The organism is Stenotrophomonas sp. YJH_SMC_54 (assembly GCF_059368435.1).
Genome location: NZ_JCAFRS010000009.1, coordinates 107644 through 125687, shown reverse-complemented (window position 1 = coordinate 125687; position 18044 = coordinate 107644). Strand labels below are relative to the sequence as shown.

The window sequence follows — 18044 nt, the reverse complement described above, 5'->3', positions numbered from 1 at the left end:
GCAACACCCGGGGGCGCAAGCCCCAGCGGCCATCGTCGCCGTCCACCGACATCGCCTTCGGGCAGGAACGTGGAAGGCAACGGACCTCACGCCGGGCCCCGGCCCGCCGCCACTGCCAGCCACGTTCCGCACCGGTGCTGCCTGCCGGGAACGACGATGGCAGCACTGCCGGCGCATCGAAGGCTCCGCGCGCGGACCGTCCGCCGATGGCCGCCCTCTTCCGCTGCCTGCACGTGATGTGCAGGCAGCCTCGCCACGACCGGATCGACCCGGGTCATGGCGATTCATCCGCAACGGGTCGAACCACCAGAGCCATACAAGGAGAGACTCCCATGTTCTGGACCATCAAGGTCGTGATCGGCGACGGCGAGCGCGGCCTGGTGTATCGCAACCGTCGTTTCCAGCAGATCCTGCTGCCGGGCGTGCACCGCCTGTCGCCGTTCGGCGGCCGGCCGCACGTGGACATCCACACTGCATCGAAGGGCGCGGCCTACACTGGCAGCGACCAGGACAGCCTGATCGAAGCGCTGGGCGCACAGCTGGACACGCACTTCGTGCTGGCCAACGTCGGCGCCAGCGAGGTCGGCCTGTTGCTGCGCAACGGCCGCATCGATGAAGTGCTGCCGCCGGGCAGCCGCCGTCTGTACTGGCGCGGTTCGGTCGATACCCAGGTGCAGGTAATGGCGTTGGGTGACGAGCCGCGCATTCCGGCCGACGTGCAGCAGCGGCTGGGCCAGCTGGGCGTGCTGCCGCGTGTGGCGGTGATCAGCACGGTGCCGAGCGAGTCGGTCGGCCTGCTGTTCATCGATGGCACGCTGCGGCAGACGCTGGACGCCGGCCTGCACGCGTTCTGGAACTTCAACGGCAACGTGTCGGTGGAGCGTGTGGAACTGCGTGCACGTTCACTGGACGTGTCCGGCCAGGAACTGCTCAGCCGCGACAAGGTGACCCTGCGGGTGAACCTGGCCGCGACCGTGCAGGTGGTCGACCCGGTGCGTGCGCACCGCACGCTCAGCAATGCCGATGAGTTCGTCTACCGGCAGCTGCAGTTCGGCCTGCGCCAGGCAATTGCCGCGCGCAGCCTGGACGAGCTGCTGGGTGACAAGGCGGCACTGGACGGCGAGATCGCTGCGCATGTGCAGGCGGCGATCGAAGGCCACGGCGTGCGCTTGCTCGGCGTCGGCATCAAGGACGTGATCCTGCCGGGCGAGATGAAGGAGATCCTCAACGGCGTGGTGCTGGCCGAAAAGCAGGCCCAGGCCAGCGTGATCCGTCGCCGCGAGGAGGCCAACGCCACGCGTTCGCAGCTCAACACCGCAAAGCTGATCGAGGACAACCCGGTGCTGATGCGCTTGAAGGAGCTGGAGGCACTGGAGAAGGTCACCGAGAAGATCGACACGCTCACCGTGTTCGGCGGCCTGGATGGCGTGCTGAAGCAGCTGGTGACGATCAGGTAGGGGGTAGCGGTGGCGCAGGGACGCGCCGCCGGCCCATCAAGGACATTAAAGAAGACATGGACACTCAACAGAACTATCAATGGCTGCATGCCGAGGGCACCACGCCGATCAAGGGCTGGGTCAACGGTGTGCCGCTGGAAGCGCAGGCACATGAGCAGCTGCGCAACATCGCCGCGATCCCGTTCGTCGGGCCGTGGGTGGCCGTGATGCCGGACGTGCACCTGGGCAAGGGCGCGACCGTCGGCTCGGTGATCCCGACCCGGGGGGCGATCATCCCGGCCGCGGTCGGCGTCGACATCGGCTGCGGCATGGCGGCGGTGCGTACCACGCTGCGCGCCGATGACCTGCCCGATGACCTGCGGCAGCTGCGCAACAGCATCGAGCGCAGCATTCCGGTGGGCAACGGGCGCGGCGGCGAGCATCACCGCATGCCCGACAGCATCCACACCCGGCTGGTGCAGTCCGGGCTGGCCGCCGGCCTGGAGAAGATCAAGGACAAGCACCGCCGCATCCGCACCGACAAGCTGGACCGCCAGCTGGGTACGCTGGGCGGCGGCAATCACTTCATCGAACTGTGCCTGGACGAGACGGACATGGTGTGGGTGATGCTGCACAGCGGCTCACGCGGTACCGGCAACCTGATCGGCACCTACTTCATCGAGAAGGCGCGCGAGGAACTGGCCCGGCGCGTGCTGGGCTTCCACCTGCCGGACAAGGACCTGGCGTTCTTCATGGAAGGCGAGCCGCTGTTCGATGACTACGTCGAAGCGGTGTCGTGGGCGCAGGACTACGCCCGGCAAAACCGCGAGGCGATGATGTCGCGCGTGCTGGCCGAGATGCGCCACCGGCTGCCGAAGTTCCAGCTGGCGGCGATGGCGGTGAGCTGCCACCACAACTACGTGCAGAAGGAGACGCACCACGGGCAGGAACTGCTGGTGACGCGCAAGGGCGCGGTCAGCGCGCGTCAGGGCGAGCTGGGCATCATTCCCGGCAGCATGGGCACGCGCAGCTACATCGTGCGCGGCAAGGGCAACGAGGACAGCTTCCACAGCTGCAGCCACGGCGCCGGCCGGGTGATGAGCCGTGGCACGGCGCGCCAGCAGATCACGCTGGCCCAGCACCGCGAAGCCACCGCGCATGTGGAATGCCGCAAGGACAGTGGCGTGCTGGACGAGTCACCGGCCGCGTACAAGTCGATCGACGATGTGATGGCCGCGCAGCTCGACCTGGTCGAGGTGGTGCACACGCTGCGGCAGGTGCTGTGCGTGAAGGGGTAATGGAGCGGTGCCGACCAAGGCCGGCCTCTACCAGAGCAACACGTCGCGTCGGGGGTCAGATCCCTTTCTGCGAAAGGGATCTGACCCCGGCACATTCAGCGCGGCACGCTGTCTTCGGCCACCAGCGCATGGTGCACGCCGATGCCCGCGCGCACGCCTTCGGCCATGGCCAGGGTGATGTTGCCCACCGTGGTCGCATCGCCTGCGGCATACACGTTCGGCACCGAGGTCTGCTTCATCGCATCGACCTCGATCAGCACGCCCAGCGGGCTCTCGACCAATGTGCAGCCCAGCTGCTGCACCAATGGCGTGGCCATCGCCTGGGTGGCCGGCACGAACAACGCACGCTGGGCGATTCGGCGGCCGTCGGCCAGCTCCACTTCCAGCCAGGTCGGCTGGTCGCCCTGCACGCCCAGCACGGGTGACGCCTCGATCTGCACGCCGCGCTGCTGCATGGCGGCGCGTTCCTCATCCGTGATGTCCAGTCCCATGCTGAAGAACGTGACATTGCCCCAGTCCGCGAACAGCGGCGCCTTGCTGGCGGACATCGGATGACCGCCAAGCAGGCCAATGGCACCACCACCCACTTCATAGCCATGACAGTACGGGCAGTGCAGCACGGTGCTGCCCCAGCGCTCGGCGAGGCCCGGCAACGCCGGCAACTGGTCGGCAATACCGCTGGCGAGCAGCAGCTTGCGCGCGGCCAGCACCTGGCCATCGGCGGTACGCACTTCCACGCCTTCGGCGCTGGCGGTGGCCTGCACGGCTTCGGCATGCACCCAACGCACCGTGGGGTAGTCCAGCAGCTGCTGGCGCGCGGTCTTCAGCAGCTCGGCGCCACTGATGCCATCCAGCCCGAGCACCCCGTGCGAATGACTGGCGAAACGGTTGCGCGGCGAACCGGCGTCGATGACGGTGACCGGGCGACGGGCACGGGCGAGGATCAGGCCGGCGGCAATGCCGGCATAGCTGCCGCCGACGATGAGCACGTCAGGATTCATGGTGACCTTCCAGGGAACGGTGATGGGCGAGATGGCGGGCGAAGTCGGCGCCGAGCTGGTCCAGCGTGGTCGCCTGCAGCCGCGCTTCGAGCAGGCGCTGCGCTTCGCGCGCCCCTTCGAGCAGGGCGCTGTTCACCAGCTGCTGGATCGGGCAGCCACCGCCGGAGTCGCGGGCGCCGACCTGCACCAGCGGTGGTGCGCCCACCGCCAGGTAGATGTCATGCAGGGTGATCGCCGCGGCATCGCGTGCCAGCAGGCTGCCGCCGCCGTGGCCGCGGGTGCTGCGCACCAGGCCGGCCTTATGCAGCTGTGCCAGCAGGCGACGGATCACCACCGGATGCGTCGGCAGGCAGGACGCCAGCTGCTCGGACGTGCGCGGGGCGGCATGGCCGACCAGGTGCGCCATCACATGCAGGGCGTCGGACAGTGGATTTGCGGATTTCATGTAACAACGATAGTTACATTTAAATTCTCTGTCGAGGGTCTTCTTTCGTTCCATATGGACACATTTGTCCTATGAAACATCTCCTTCACATCACTAAACGAAACGGTAATGTGATGAGTGTCGCACTTCAGACGCTTGGGGACAGGTCGATACCGCATTGCCCCTTCCCGAGAGTCCCTTCCATGAAAGCGTCTGTCCGTGCTCCGCGCCTGCAGTCCAAGCTGCTCGGCGCGGTTTCCGTTGGTCTGGCCGTGGTCCTGCTGTGCGCATTGGCGGGCCTGGCCTCCGCCTGGTTGAAGCTGTCCACCGAGGTTCCACCCGAAGTCGCGCACAGCCGCGACGCCGAACGCCTGCAGCGCGAGTTCCGCGGCCAGGTGCAGGAATGGAAGAACGTGCTGCTGCGCGGCCACGACGACGCGCTGCGCCAGCGCCATCTGGACGCCTTTGACAGCGAGGGCCGCCTGGTCGAGCAGCTGGCCAGGGGCCTCGTAGCCAGCCCGGACATACGCACGCGCGAACTGGCGCAGTCCTTCATCGGCCTGCACACGCAGCTGCAGAAGGACTACCACGCCGCCCTGCAGGCGTTTGCGGAAGCCGGCTACGATCCCGCCGCCGGCGACAATCTGGTGCGTGGCAAGGACCGCCCGGTGGCGACCGCACTGGATGCGCTGAGCACGCATGCCACGCAGGTGGCCGAAGCAACCGTAGCGGCGCGGTCGCAGCAGGCGCGGCAGACCCTGCTGCTGTGCGCGGCGCTGACCGTGCTGGCCGCCGTGTTGCTGCTGATGGGCCTGGCCTGGTGGCTGCGGCGCGCGGTGGTGCAGCCGGTGCTGGCGGTGGAAGCCGCTGCGCGTGCCGTGGCCGCCGGTGATCTGCAGCACGTGGTGCAGGTGCGCAGCCGCGACGAGATCGGTCGCCTCGCGCAGGCGATGCAGGCGGTGCAGTCCACGCTGCGCGGCGTACTGGACGCACAGGCGACGATGGCGCAGGCGCATGACGCCGGCACCATCAGCCATCGCATGGATGCCAGTGCGTTCCCGGGCGCGTTCGGCACCATGGTGGCCGACTGCAACACGCTGGTTGACGCGCACATCCAGGTGAAGATGCGCGCGATCTCGATCATGGGCCGCTATGCCGTCGGTGACCTCAGCCAGGACATGGAACGCCTGCCCGGCGAAAAGGCCGTGATCACCAACGCGTTGGATACGGCCAAGGCCAATCTCGGCATGATCAACGGCGAGATCCGCCGCCTGGCCGAAGCCGCCGCCGCCGGTGACTTCAGCCAGCGCGGCGACAGCGCACGCTTCGAGCATGATTTCCGCGCAATGGTCGACGGCTTGAACCGATTGATGCAGACCACCGAACTGAACCTCGGCGAGGTCTCCAGCATGCTGCGCGCGATTGCCGATGGCCGCCTCGGCGCGCGCATGCACGGTGATTTCCAGGGCGTGTTCGCGCGTATCGCCGGCGACGCGAACACCACCGCTACGCAGCTGGCAACCATCGTCACCGACATCAAGCACGCCTCCGGCAACATCCACACGGCGGCGGCGGAGATCGCCGCCGGCAACAACGATCTGTCGCGCCGTACCGAACAACAGGCCGCCAACCTGGAAGAGACGGCGGCATCGATGGAGGAACTGACCTCCACCGTGCGCCAGAACGCCGAGCATGCGCGCCAGGCCAACCAGCTGGCGATCGGCGCGCACACCGTTGCCTCTCACGGCGGCAGCGTGGTCGGCCAGGTGGTGACGACGATGGGCGCGATCGAAACCTCGTCGCGGCAGATCGCCGAGATCATCAGCGTGATCGACGGCATCGCCTTCCAGACCAACATCCTGGCGCTGAACGCCGCGGTGGAAGCGGCACGCGCCGGCGAGCAGGGCCGCGGCTTCGCGGTGGTTGCCAGCGAAGTGCGCACCCTGGCACAGCGTTCGGCGGCAGCCGCGAAGGAGATCAAGGCGTTGATCGAAGCGTCGGTGGAACAGGTCGGCCACGGTGCACGGCGCGTGCGCGAGGCCGGTGACACCATGGCCGAGATCGTGGCGTCGGTGCAGCGCGTCACCGACATCATGGCCGAGATCTCCGCCGCCTCGCAGGAGCAGAGCGCGGGCATCGAACAGGTCAGCCAGACGGTGATCCAGATGGACGGCACCACCCAGCAGAATGCCGCGCTGGTGGAGGAAGCCAGCGCCGCCGCGCGCAGCCTGGAGCAGCAGGCGAACCGGTTGATCGACGCGGTGGATGTGTTCGATCTGTCGACCACCGCCGCAGCGAAGGACGCGCTGGCGCGCGCCGCCTGATTGATCCGGTTGCCGGCCAGCGGCTGGCAACCCCGCCACCACATGGGTAGCGCCCGACCGTTGGTCGGGCGATGGCAGGGGCAGTGCGGACCAACGGTCCGCACCCACCGTAACCTGCGGTAGTGCCGGCCGCTGGCCGGCAACCCCATCACCACATGGGTAGCGCCCGACCGTTGGTCGGGCGATGGCAGGAGCCGTGCGGACCAACGGTCCGCACCCGCCGTAACCTGCGGTAGTGCCGGCCGCTGGCCGGCCACCCCACCACCACATGGGAAGCGCCCGACCGTTGGTCGGGCGATGGCAAGGGCCGTGCGGACCAACGGTCCGCACCACCGTAACCTGCGGTAGTGCCGGCCGCTGGCCGGCAACCCCATCACCACATGGGTAGCGCCCGACCGTTGGTCGGGCCATGGCAGGGGCCGTGCGGACCAACGGTCCGCACCACCGTAACCTGCGGTAGTGCCGGCCGCTGACCGGCAACCCCATCACCACATGGGTAGCGCCCGACCGTTGGTCGGGCGATGGCAGGGGCCGTGCGGACCAACGGTCCGCACCCGCCGTAACCTGCGGTAGTGCCGGCCGCTGGCCGGCAACCCCACCACGACCTCAGCGCAGGTAATCGCTCCGCGCCATCGCTTCACCCAGGTAATCCAGGAACGAGCTGATCCGCGCCGACACCGCCGTGTTGCGGTAATACACCGCGTGGATCGGCTGGTACACATCCAGCGTCTGCGTCGCCAGCACCGGCACCAACGTGCCGGCGGCGCGGTCGCGGTCGGTCACGAAGTCGGACAGGCAGGTGATGCCCACGCCTTCCACCGCCAGTCGGCGTAGTGTTTCGCCGCTGGACACCGCGATATCCGGTCGCACCCGCAGCAGGCCATCGGCATCGCCCGGCAGCGGCCAGTGATTCAACGATTCCGGTTCGTTGAAGCTGAGCAGGGTGTGCTGGCCCAGCGCGGCGACGCTGGCCGGTTCGCCGTGTGCCGCCAGGTAGGCCGGACTGGCCACCAGCCGCAGCTGGCAGCGACCCAACGGCCGCGCATGCAGGGTGGAGTCGGCCAGCAGCCCGATCCGGATCGCCAGGTCGGTGCGCCGTTCCAGCAGGTCGATGTAGCGCTCGGAGCTGTTCAACTCCAGCTGCACCTCCGGGTAGCGCGCGCGGTACCCGGCCACCAGCGGCGCGATCACGTGCAGCACGAACGGCATCGCCGCATCCACGCGCAGGCGTCCGGCCGGGCGCTCGCGGCGGGCGGCCATCTGTTCCTCGGCGGACTCCACCGCATCGATGATCGCCCGTGCATGGCGCAGGTAGGCCTCGCCCTCTGCGGTCAGGTGCAGGCGGCGGGTGGTACGGGTCAACAGGGTGGTGCCGAGCTTGTCTTCCAGCCGCCCCAGCGCCCGGCTCACGCCCGACGGCGTCTGCCCCAGCTGTTCGGCGGCAGCACTGATCGACCCGCTGTCGATCACCGCGAGGAAGGCCTGCATTTCATCGAGAGTGGTCTTCATGCCTCCATTATTGACTGGGCGGCAATAGTGATTGGCGTGAAGGCCGGTTTTTTCCGCAAAGGTGCGCCGCGCACACTGCGCGCCTTCCTTCCCTCCGGAGCCGGCCATGATCCGTGGCATTCCCCTCGCCCTGCTGGCGCTGACCCTCGGTGCCTTCGCCATCGGCACCACCGAGTTCGTCATCGTCGGCCTGATTCCCACCATTGCCGCCGACCTTCAGGTCAGCCTGCCCTCGGCCGGCCTGCTGGTCTCGCTGTATGCCCCCGGCGTGGCCATCGGTGCGCCGTTGCTGACCGCGCTCACCGGCCGCGTGCCGCGCAAGTCGCTGCTGGTGGCGCTGATGGTGCTGTTCACCCTCGGCAACGTCATCGCCTTCCTGGCGCCGGGCTACACCTCGCTGATCGTCGCCCGCATCCTCACCGGCCTCGCCCACGGTGTGTTCTTCTCGATCGGTTCGATCATCGCCACCGCGGTGGTGCCGAAGGAGAAGGCCGCCAGCGCGATCGCCATCATGTTCACCGGCCTCACCGTGGCGCTGGTGACCGGTGTGCCGCTGGGCACCTTCATCGGCCAGCACCTGGGCTGGCGCGCCACCTTCCTGGCGGTGGCCGCGCTGGGCCTGGTCGCCCTGCTCGGCGCGCTGCTGTTCGTGCCGCGCAGCGTGCCGCAGAGTGCGCCGGCCAGCTTCCGCCAGCAGCTGGCCGTACTCGCCCAACCCCGCCTGCTGCTGGTCTATGCGATGACCGCGCTGGGCTACGGCGGCACCTTCCTGGCCTTCACCTATCTGGCGCCGATCCTGCAGGACGTCACTGGTTTCTCGGCAAACGCAGTCAGCCTGGTGCTGCTGGTGTACGGCGTATCGGTGGCGATCGGCAACCTGTGGGGCGGGCGCATGGCCGACCGCATGGGCCCGGTGCCCGCACTGAAGCGCATCTTCGCCCTGTTGGCCGTCGTGCTGTTCGTGCTCACCTTCACCGCCTACAACACCTGGCTGATGCTGCTGACGGTACTGGCACTGGGTGCGGTGGCGTTCGGCAACGTGCCCGGCCTGCAGGTGTATGTGGTCAAGCAGGCTCAGCGCTATGCGCCGCAGGCCACCGACGTCGCATCGGGGCTGAACATCGCCGCCTTCAACATCGGCATCGCGCTGGGCGCCTCGCTCGGCGGCCTGGTGGTGGAGAACATCGGCCTGATGCACACGCCGTGGCTGGGCGCGCTGGTGGTGGTGGGTGCGTATGCATTGACCGTGCTCAGCGGCCGCCTGGACCGCCGCGACGGCATCGATGACCGCGCCGATGGCATCGCCGTGGCCACGCATTGAGATAGGTCATGCCCTGCCGGTACGGTGGTGCAATGCACCGTTGCCGGCACGCATGCGGCCACTGGCCTACCCTTTGCTGGATATTCGCATCCCTCCCCTCTGCTGGAGCTCCCCATGACTGTCCCCGCCTTCGGTCTCGGCACCTTCCGCCTGAAAGACCAGACCGTGATCGACTCGGTGCGCAACGCGCTGGATGTCGGCTACCGCGCCATCGATACCGCGCAGATCTACGGCAATGAAGCCGAGGTCGGCCAGGCCATCGCCGATTCCGGCGTGCCGCGCGAAGAGATCTACCTGACTACCAAGGTCTGGATCACCGCGTTCAAGCGCGAAGCGCTGCTGGCCAGCCTGCATACCAGTCTGGAAAAGCTGCGTACCGATCATGTGGACCTGACGCTGATCCACTGGCCGTCGCCGAACGACAAGGTCGACGTGCCGATGGAGGAGTACCTGCCGGCGCTGGCCGAGGCCAAGGCACAGGGCCTGACGAAGGCGATCGGCATCTCCAACTTCACCATCGCCCAGACCCGCAAGGCCATCGAGATCCTTGGCGCCGATGCCATCGCCACCAACCAGATCGAGATCCATCCCTACCTGCAGAACCGCCTGCTGGTGAAGTTCCTGCAGGACAACGGCATCCACATCACCGCCTACATGAGCCTGGCCTATGGCGAGGTGATCAAGGACCCGGTGATCCAGGCCATTGCTGGCCGCCACCAGGCCACTCCGGCGCAGATCGCGCTGGCCTGGGCGCTGCAGCAGGGCTTCTCGGTGATCCCGTCGTCGACCAGGCGCGAGAACCTGTCGAGCAACCTGGAAGCGGCAGCGATCCGCCTGACCGACGAAGACATGGCGCAGATCGCCAAGCTGGATCGTGGCTATCGCCTGGCGAATCCGGAAGGGATTGCACCCGCCTGGGATTGATCCCGACCGCGGTTGCGGATCGGAATCGGTAGGTGCCGCCGTTGGTCGGCACTGACCTCTGATGGATCATTAAACACCGTGCGGACCAAGGTCCGCACCCACCGAAAGCGGATTTGGCCTACTCCTGCAGCAACCACCCGCGCATTGCCGCACTGACCTCATCCGGCTTTTCCATCGGTGCCAGGTGCCCGCAGTCCGGCACCACCACCAGCTGCGAGTGCGGCACCAGGGCGTGCATTTCCTCGCTGACCGCAAGTGGCGTAATGCGGTCGTTGGCGCCACATACGATCAGCAGCGGATCGCGGTAGCCAGCCAGCACGTCATGGCCGTCACGGCGTTCCAGCGCACTCTGGCGCAGGAACACGTCCGCGCCCAGGCGGGCGGTCATGTCACGCACACGTTGCACCAGCACGTAATCATCCAGCCGCGAGGCATCGATGTAGCTGCGCATCAGCACATCGCCGAAGCCATGGAACTTGCCGGGCAGGCGCACGCTGGCGCGCTGGCTGCGGCGCTGTTCGGCACGTTCCGGTGAATCGGCGTGGATCGAGGTATCGACCAGCGCCAGCTGCAGCACGCGTTCCGGCGCGATGCGCAGGATCTGCTGGGCGACGAAGCCACCCAGCGAGAAACCGGCGAGGGCGAAGCGTTCCGGCGCCTGCGCCAGCACGTCCTCGGCCACCGCCTGCAGGGTCTCGCTGCGAGTCTGGTCGCCCACCGTGCAATCGGCAATGTCGGCCAGGTCAGCCAACTGCGCGCGCCACAGCTCGGCGTCGTTGAGCAGGCCGGGCAGCAGCAACAGGGGGATACGGTCGGTCATGGGGGTATTGTCGCGCCGGTGCGGTGACAAGGACATGCCGTGGCTGGCCCTGTGCGTTGCAGAACCGGCCCAGCAGCACGACGACACGCTAGGATGCAGCCCTCGACCCTACCCGTTCCAAGGATGCGGCCATGGCAGACCCCTACAACAGCGGCAACCCGACGACCTCGCTGGCACGTTTCGACGATGCGCTGGTCACCACCGCCTTCGAGCTGCCCGGCCATCGCGTGGTTCGCAACCTGGGCGTTGTGCGCGGCATCACCGTGCGCTCGCGCTCGATCGTCGGCAACTTCCTCGGCGGCATCCAGACGATCTTCGGCGGCAACATCACCATCTATACCGAGCTCTGCGAACAGGCCCGCGAGGAAACCTACCGCGACATGGTCAAGCACGCGCGGCAGCTGGGCGCCAACGCGATCATCGGCATGCGCTACGACGCCACCGATGTGATGACCGGGCTGACCGAAGTGCTGTGCTACGGCACGGCAGTGGTGGTGGAACCGATGCGGTAGCCTGGTCGTAGAGTCGAGCTTGCTCGACTGCTTTCGATGGCAACAGTCGAGCGAGCTCGACTCTACAGCGGTGCCGCCGGCACCTCGACCTGCTGCACCGGCAGGGTCACCATCATCACCGTCGGGTCATCCGGGTCCAGCTTCGTCTTGAAGCCCAGGCTCTGGCACATCGCCAGCATGGTGCTGTTCTCGCGCAGCACCTGGCCTTCGACCACGTCCAGGCCCAGCCACTTGGCGTACTCGATCATGATTGCCATCAGCCGCCAGCCGATGCCGTGTCCCTTCAGGTCCGAGCGGATCAGGATGCCGTACTCGCCGCGGTGGTAATCGGCATCGGCATGCAGGCGCACCGCGCCGAGCATTTCGCCACTGCGCGGTTCGATCGCCACCAGTGCGATCGAGCGTGCGTAATCGAGCTGGGTCAGGCGCGCGATGAACTCGTGGCTGAAGTGCTTCACCGACTGGAAGAAGCGCAGGCGCAGATCCTCGTCGCTGACGCGGGCGAAGAACGCACGGAACAACGCGTCATCCTCCGGCCGCACCGGACGCACGAAGGCGCGGCCGCCATCGGACAGTTCGATGGTGCGCTCCCACTCCTTCGGGTACGGGAACACCGAAAAACGCGGATGGCCACGGCCCTTGTGCAGGATGCGCGACGGCGCCACCGCCACGCGTGCGTCGAGGGCGAGGATGCCCTTGCCGTCGACCAGCAACGGATTGATGTCCAGCGTACGCACTTCGGGAATGTCGGCGGCCAGCTGCGCCAGCTTGACCAGCGCCAAGGCCAGTGCGCGCTCGTCGGCGGCAGGCACATCGCCATAGGCCTTGAGGATGCGCGAGGCGCGGGTCTGGCCGATCAGCTCGTGGGCCAGGCGCAGGTCCAGCGGCGGCAGCGCCAACGCCTTGTCATTGATCACTTCAACCGCGGTACCGCCACGGCCGACCACGATCACCGGGCCGAACGTCGCGTCATCGGCAATGCCGACGATCAACTCGCGCGCCTTCGGGCGAACGATGGTCGGCTGCACCAGCAGGCCATCGATGCGCGCATCCGGCCGCAGCTGGCGTGCGCGCGACAGGATCGCGTTGGCCGCGCTCTGCACCGCCGGCAGCGTGGACAGGTTCAGGCGCACGCCGTCCACTTCCGACTTGTGCGGAATGTCCGGCGACAGGATCTTCAGCGCCACGCTGGCGCCACGCTCCAGCAACGGCTGCGCCAGGTCCATTGCCTCGTGCGCATCGCGCGCGTGCATCACCGGCGCGGAGGGAATGCCGTAGGCCTTGAGCAGTTCGTGGGTGGCCAACGGGTCCAGCCATTGCTGGCCGTTGGCCAATGCCGCATCGACCAGCGCGCGTGCGGCCGCCGCGTCGACACTGAAGTCCTGCGGCAGGCTGGGTGGCGTTTCCATCAGCGCGTTCTGCGCTTCGCGGTAACGCACCAGATGCTGGAAGCCGCGCACCGCTTCGGCCTCGGTCGGATAGGTCGGCACCCGTGCCGCGTTGAGCGTGGCGGTGGCCTGGTCGTCGTTGCCCAGCCACACCGCGAATACCGGTTTGTCGCGGTGATGGCGCGGGCGCAGTCCGAGCGTGCGGGTAAGCGCCTGTGCGGCGTCTGCGGATGAAGTGAATGCGGTCGGCACGTTGACCACCATCACCGCATCATTCTCGTTGTCAGCCAGCAGCGCCTCGATGGCGGCGGCATAGCGGTCACCATCGGCGTCGACCACGATGTCGACCGGGTTGCTGCGCGACCAGCCCTGCGGCAGCACGGCGTCGAGTTTCTCGACCGTGCTGTCGGACAGGTTGGCCAGCGTGCCACGCAGTGCAATGAGCTGGTCCACGGCCAGGCGGCCGACACCGCCACCATTGCTGAGAATGGCCAGGCGACGACCGGGGAAGGTCCCCAACCGGCCCAGCGATTCGGCGGCCGTGAACAGTTCGTCCAGCGCGCCCACGCGCAGCAGGCCGGCGCGGTTGAAGGCTGCACCGTACACATCGTCGGCGCGGGCCAGGGCCTGCACATGGGTATCGCGGCTGCCCGGCTGCACGCGCTCGGCGCGGCCGGACTTCACCACCACTACCGGCTTGGCGCGGGCGGCGGCACGTGCGGCCGACATGAACTTGCGCGCATCCTTGATCTGCTCGACATAAAGCAGGATGGCGCGGGTGCGGTAGTCGGTGGCGAAGTAGTCGAGCAGGTCACCGAAGTCGACGTCCATCGTATCGCCCAGCGAGACCACCGCGGAAAACCCGACCGAGCGGGCCACGCCCCACTCCACCAGCGCGGCGGCAATGGCCGAGGATTCGGAGATCAATGCAAGATCACCGGCCTGCGGGAAGTGCGCGGCGATGCTGGCATTGAGCCGTGCGTGCGGTGCAATCACACCCAGGCAGTGTGGGCCGAGGATGCGCAGGCCATGCTTGCGCGCCACCGCCTCCACCTGCGCCGACAGCGAGCCCGGGCCTTCACCCAGGTGGGCGGTGAGGATGATTGCGGCCTGCACGCCGCGTTCGGCAGCGGTGCGCACCACCTGCGGCACGATCGACGCCGGCGCGGTGATCACCACCAGATCCGGCACCCAGTCCAAGTCCTTCAGCCGCTTCACGGTGCGGATGCCATCGATTTCGGCATGCCGCGGGTTGATCCACGCCACCTTGCCGGGGAAGCCGGTGCCGCGCAGGTTGCGCATCACCGCACGTCCGGCCGAGCGCTGACGCGGGCTGCCGCCGATCACCGCGACCGATTGCGGACGGAACACGGACTGCAGGTGGTAGGTACTCATGCGCCTACGGTAACCAAAAAAGGGGACGGAGGGGATTAAGTCGTTTGTGCCACAAACGACTTAATCCCCTCCGTCCCCTTTTCTGTTACAGCAGCGTGCCGTGCAGGATCATCGCGGCGATGCTGAAATAGATCACCAGCCCGGTCACGTCCACCAGGGTGGCCACGAACGGGGCCGAGGCACTGGCCGGGTCGAAGCCGAGCCGCTTCAGGATGAACGGCAGCATCGATCCGGACAGCGAGCCGAACGTGACGATGCCGACCAGCGCCGCACCGATGGTGATCGCCAGCAGGATCCAGTGCTCGCCGTAGTCATGCAGGCCACCCAGCTGCCAGATCACGATGCGCACGATGGCCAGGCAGCCGAGGATCGCGCCCAGCACCATGCCGGTGGGCACTTCGCGCAGGGCCACCTTCCACCAGTCGCGCAGGCGCAGTTCGCGCAGCGCCAGGCTGCGGATCAGCAGCGAGGTGGCCTGCGAACCGGAGTTGCCGCCCGAACTCATGATCAGTGGGATGAACAGGGTCAGCACCACCGCACGCGCCAGTTCGTCCTCATAGTGCTGCATCGCGCTGGCGGTCAGCATCTCGCCCAGGAACAGCACGCTCAGCCAGCCGGCGCGCTTGCGCAGCATCTCGAAGAAGCCGATCTGCATGTACGGCTTGTCCAGTGCTTCCATGCCGCCGAACTTGTGCGCGTCCTCGGTGGATTCCTCGATCAGCGCATCGAGCACGTCATCGACGGTGACGATGCCGAGCATCTGCTGCTGCGCATCGACCACCGGGATCGCCAGCAGGTCGTGGCGACGGATCAGCCGTGCCACTTCTTCCTGGTCCATCAGTGCGTCCACCGTCACCGGTGGATTGACCTGGGCCACGTCCAGGATCGCCTCCTCCGGCAGGCCGGTGATCAGCCGGCGCATGGTCACCACCTGCTGCAGCTGCTGGCTGTCCGGGTCCAGCACGTAGATCGCGTACACCGTTTCACGGGTGCGCTCGACCTGGCGGATGTGCTGCAGGGTCTGCGCCACGGTCCAGCTGGCGGGTACCGCCACGTACTCGGTGGTCATCAGCGCGCCGGCGGTGTTCGGCGGGTAGCTGAGCAGCTTCTGGATGGCCTGGCGGGCGTCGGTGCCCAGCAGCGGGATCAACCGCGCGCGTTCTTCCTCATCCAGCTCATGGACGATGTCGGTGGCGCGGTCGTCGGCCATCAAGCCGAGCAGGGCGGCCGCGCGCGCCGGCGGCAGCGCAGCCACCAGTTCGCCGCTGCGGTGCAGTTCCGGCGCTTCCAGCATTTTCACTGCACGCGGCAACGGCAGCGCAGCCAGCGTTTCCGCGGCGCGGGTCAGTTCCAGCGTGTTGAGGAATTCCACCGCATCGGCGGTGTTGAAGTTCGCCAGCGGCGCGGCCAGTGCGGCGGCATCGGCCACCGGGCGCAGCAATTGCTTCTGGTTCATCGGGTTTGCCTTGTGGGGGTGCGACCTCGCGCAACGCCAACGCAGGCAAACCGTCCCGATGTCAGGCGGTGGCCATCGCTGGCGTCGAACGAGGTCGACTTCTACTGTCGCTGGACATGGGTTGGGGACTCCGGGATGCGTGTGCCGACGGACGCGCCGCCAGCGGCGGGCAGTCTGGACCCGTGGACCATGCAGGTCAACCCGGTCCCGCCGCGGCAGCACCCTGCCCGCAGGTTGTTCTCGTGCGTACACAGGCCGGCGCGCATAATGGCGCGGTGGTGTTCGCCACGCTTTTCCCAACCCGAACGGACGCACAGCGGCTCCCCCGATGACCAGGTATTCCCATGCATAGCGGTGGTCTGGAACTGGCGCTGGTGCTGCTGCTGGCAGCGGTCATCGCCGTGCCGGTGTTCAAGAAGTTCGGCTTCGGCGCGGTGCTGGGCTACCTGGCGGCCGGCGTGGTGCTGGGCCCGGACGGTCTGGGCTTCGTGCAGGACGCCGACCGCATCCTCGGCGCCGCCGAGATCGGCGTGGTGATGCTGCTGTTCGTGATCGGCCTGGAACTGTCGCCGGCACGCCTGAAGGTGATGCGGCGCTCGGTGTTCGGTGCCGGTGCGGCGCAGGTGGCGCTGTCCGGGCTGGTGCTGGGCGGCCTGCTGCTGCTCGACCACTTCCAGTGGAAGAGCGCGCTGGTGGTAGGCGTGGCGCTGGCGCTGTCATCCACGGCGGTGGGCCTGCAGCTGCTGTCCGAGCACAAGGCGATCAACAGCGACCACGGCCGGTTGGGCTTTGCCATCCTGCTGTTCCAGGACCTGATCGCGATCCCGCTGCTGGCGGCCATCCCGCTGCTGGGCGGGGTCAAGAACGAGACCCTGCGCTGGGAAGATGCGGCCGTGGCGCTGGGTGCGCTGGCGGTGGTGATCCTGTGCGGACGACCGGTGCTGCGCAAGGTGTTCAGCATCATCGCGCGCACCCGCAGCCCGGAAGTATTCACTGCCACCGCCCTGCTGGTGGTGCTGGGCACCGCCTGGTTCATGCAGGAAGCCGGCCTCAGCCCCAGCCTCGGCGCGTTCCTGGCCGGCGTGCTGCTGTCCGATTCGGAGTTCCGGCATGAGCTGGAAGCGCAGATCGAGCCGTTCAAGGGGCTGCTGCTGGGCCTGTTCTTCATCGCGGTGGGCATGGGCATCGACCTGGACCGCATCGCCGCCGAGCCGTGGCTGATCGCCGCAGGTGTCGGCATCCTGCTGGTGGTCAAGTTCAGCCTGCTCTACGCGGTTGGACGTGTCGCCCGGCTCAGCTCGCGGCAATCGCTGCTGCTGGGCAGCGTGCTGTGGCTGGGCGGTGAGTTCGCCTTCGTGGTGTTCAACGAGGCACAGCGCGCGTACCTGCTGGGCAACGCCAACCACGACCGGCTGGTGGCGATCGTCGGCCTGTCGATGGCGATCACGCCGCTGTTGATGATCGCGCTGCTGAAACTGCTCGGCCAGGAGAAAGCCACTCCGCGCGAGCCGGCCGAGGCCGACAAGGTGGCGCCGGACAACCGGCCCAAGGTGCTGATCGCTGGCATGGGCCGCTTCGGCCAGGTGATCGCGCGCCTGCTGACCGCGCAGAAGGTGCCGTTCGTGGCGCTGGAGGCGAACCCGGATACCGTGGCCGACCTGCGCCGATTCGGCAACCAGCTGTATTACGGCGACCCGACCCGGCCGGAGATGCTGCGCGCGGCCGGGGGCGAGCACATCGATGTGTTCGTGATCACCGTGGATGACCCGGAAACCAACCTGCGCGCGGTGCGCATGGTGCGCCGGCTGTACCCGGACGCGACGGTGCTGGCGCGTGCACGCAACCGCCAGCATGCGTGGCGGTTGATGGACATGTCGGCCGAGCCGTTCCGCGAAGTGTTCGGCACCAGCCTGGAGATGAGCGGCCGCGTGCTGACCGCGTTGGGCGTGGCACCGGACGTGGCCGAGCGCCACGTGCAGCGCTTCCGCGAGCACGATGAGCAGCTGCTGCGCGACCAGTACCTGGTGTACGACGACGAGGCAGCGGTGATCCAGACCTCGCGCGACGCACGCAACGACCTGATGCATCTGTTCGAGGCCGACGCGGAAAGCGACGGCAAGTAGGCGTGCCGACCAACGGTCGGCACCCACCCGATCAATGGCGGACCCGGTAGTGCCGGCCGCTGGCCGGCAATCCCGTCATCCCGGAGATGTCATGAGGTAGCCGGCCAGCGGCC

Annotated in this window: 13 protein-coding genes; 7 read left to right on the top strand and 6 right to left on the bottom strand. The window is 67.7% G+C overall.

What is annotated here, in order from left to right:
- The first annotated feature begins 332 nt into the window (after positions 1-332).
- Both AC5P5S_RS12325 and AC5P5S_RS12320 read left to right on the top strand, forming a co-directional pair.
- Entirely contained in the window at positions 333-1457 is a 1125-nt protein-coding gene (locus tag AC5P5S_RS12325; RefSeq protein WP_005411579.1) for a slipin family protein, read from the top strand.
- Positions 1458-1513: 56 nt separating this feature from the next.
- Positions 1514-2734 carry an RtcB family protein gene (locus AC5P5S_RS12320; protein ID WP_231336655.1) on the top strand — a complete coding sequence of 407 codons (1221 nt, stop codon included), beginning with the start codon at positions 1514-1516 and terminating at the stop codon, positions 2732-2734.
- A gap of 95 nt (positions 2735-2829) precedes the next feature.
- Here the strand turns inward: AC5P5S_RS12320 and AC5P5S_RS12315 are convergent, their stop codons facing one another.
- Positions 2830-3735 carry an NAD(P)/FAD-dependent oxidoreductase gene (locus AC5P5S_RS12315; RefSeq protein WP_099490665.1) on the bottom strand — a complete coding sequence of 302 codons (906 nt, stop codon included), beginning with the start codon at positions 3733-3735 and terminating at the stop codon, positions 2830-2832.
- On the bottom strand, positions 3725-4180 hold the full coding sequence (locus AC5P5S_RS12310; RefSeq protein WP_044571046.1) for an Rrf2 family transcriptional regulator: 456 nt from the start codon (positions 4178-4180) through the stop codon (positions 3725-3727). Before AC5P5S_RS12310 ends, AC5P5S_RS12315 begins: the two co-directional genes overlap by 11 nt.
- Before the next feature lie 182 nt (positions 4181-4362).
- Between AC5P5S_RS12310 and AC5P5S_RS12305 the strand changes: the two genes are divergently transcribed.
- Positions 4363-6483 carry a methyl-accepting chemotaxis protein gene (locus AC5P5S_RS12305; RefSeq protein ID WP_024958519.1) on the top strand — a complete coding sequence of 707 codons (2121 nt, stop codon included), beginning with the start codon at positions 4363-4365 and terminating at the stop codon, positions 6481-6483.
- A gap of 606 nt (positions 6484-7089) precedes the next feature.
- Here the strand turns inward: AC5P5S_RS12305 and AC5P5S_RS12300 are convergent.
- Complete coding sequence (locus AC5P5S_RS12300) at positions 7090-7992, bottom strand: LysR family transcriptional regulator (protein ID WP_062605378.1); 903 nt, start codon at positions 7990-7992, stop codon at positions 7090-7092.
- 106 nt (positions 7993-8098) lie between these two features.
- On the opposite strand from AC5P5S_RS12300, the gene AC5P5S_RS12295 reads away from it, so the two are divergent.
- Together AC5P5S_RS12295 and dkgB are read left to right on the top strand one after the other, a co-directional pair.
- A complete protein-coding gene (locus AC5P5S_RS12295) occupies positions 8099-9313 on the top strand; it encodes an MFS transporter (RefSeq protein WP_231336656.1) in 1215 nt (404 codons plus the stop codon).
- 114 nt (positions 9314-9427) lie between these two features.
- On the top strand, positions 9428-10237 hold the full coding sequence (gene dkgB, locus AC5P5S_RS12290) for a 2,5-didehydrogluconate reductase DkgB (RefSeq protein WP_154329656.1): 810 nt from the start codon (positions 9428-9430) through the stop codon (positions 10235-10237).
- Positions 10238-10355: 118 nt separating this feature from the next.
- On the opposite strand, the gene AC5P5S_RS12285 is transcribed toward dkgB, so the two are convergent.
- Positions 10356-11057, bottom strand: coding sequence for an alpha/beta fold hydrolase (locus AC5P5S_RS12285; RefSeq protein WP_154329657.1), 702 nt, complete (start codon positions 11055-11057; stop codon positions 10356-10358).
- Between the two features lie 131 nt (positions 11058-11188).
- Between AC5P5S_RS12285 and AC5P5S_RS12280 the strand changes: the two genes are divergently transcribed.
- Positions 11189-11569: a YbjQ family protein gene (locus AC5P5S_RS12280; protein ID WP_005411588.1), complete on the top strand. Its 381-nt coding sequence runs from the start codon at positions 11189-11191 to the stop codon at positions 11567-11569.
- A gap of 62 nt (positions 11570-11631) precedes the next feature.
- On the opposite strand, the gene AC5P5S_RS12275 is transcribed toward AC5P5S_RS12280, so the two are convergent.
- Together AC5P5S_RS12275 and mgtE are read right to left on the bottom strand one after the other, a co-directional pair.
- Positions 11632-14352: a bifunctional acetate--CoA ligase family protein/GNAT family N-acetyltransferase gene (locus tag AC5P5S_RS12275; protein WP_033833808.1), complete on the bottom strand. Its 2721-nt coding sequence runs from the start codon at positions 14350-14352 to the stop codon at positions 11632-11634.
- Between the two features lie 85 nt (positions 14353-14437).
- Complete coding sequence (mgtE, locus tag AC5P5S_RS12270; protein ID WP_231336657.1) at positions 14438-15808, bottom strand: magnesium transporter; 1371 nt, start codon at positions 15806-15808, stop codon at positions 14438-14440.
- 344 nt (positions 15809-16152) lie between these two features.
- Between mgtE and AC5P5S_RS12265 the strand changes: the two genes are divergently transcribed.
- Positions 16153-17931, top strand: a complete 1779-nt coding sequence (locus tag AC5P5S_RS12265; protein WP_062605371.1) for a monovalent cation:proton antiporter-2 (CPA2) family protein — start codon at positions 16153-16155, stop codon at positions 17929-17931.
- Positions 17932-18044 lie beyond the last annotated feature (113 nt).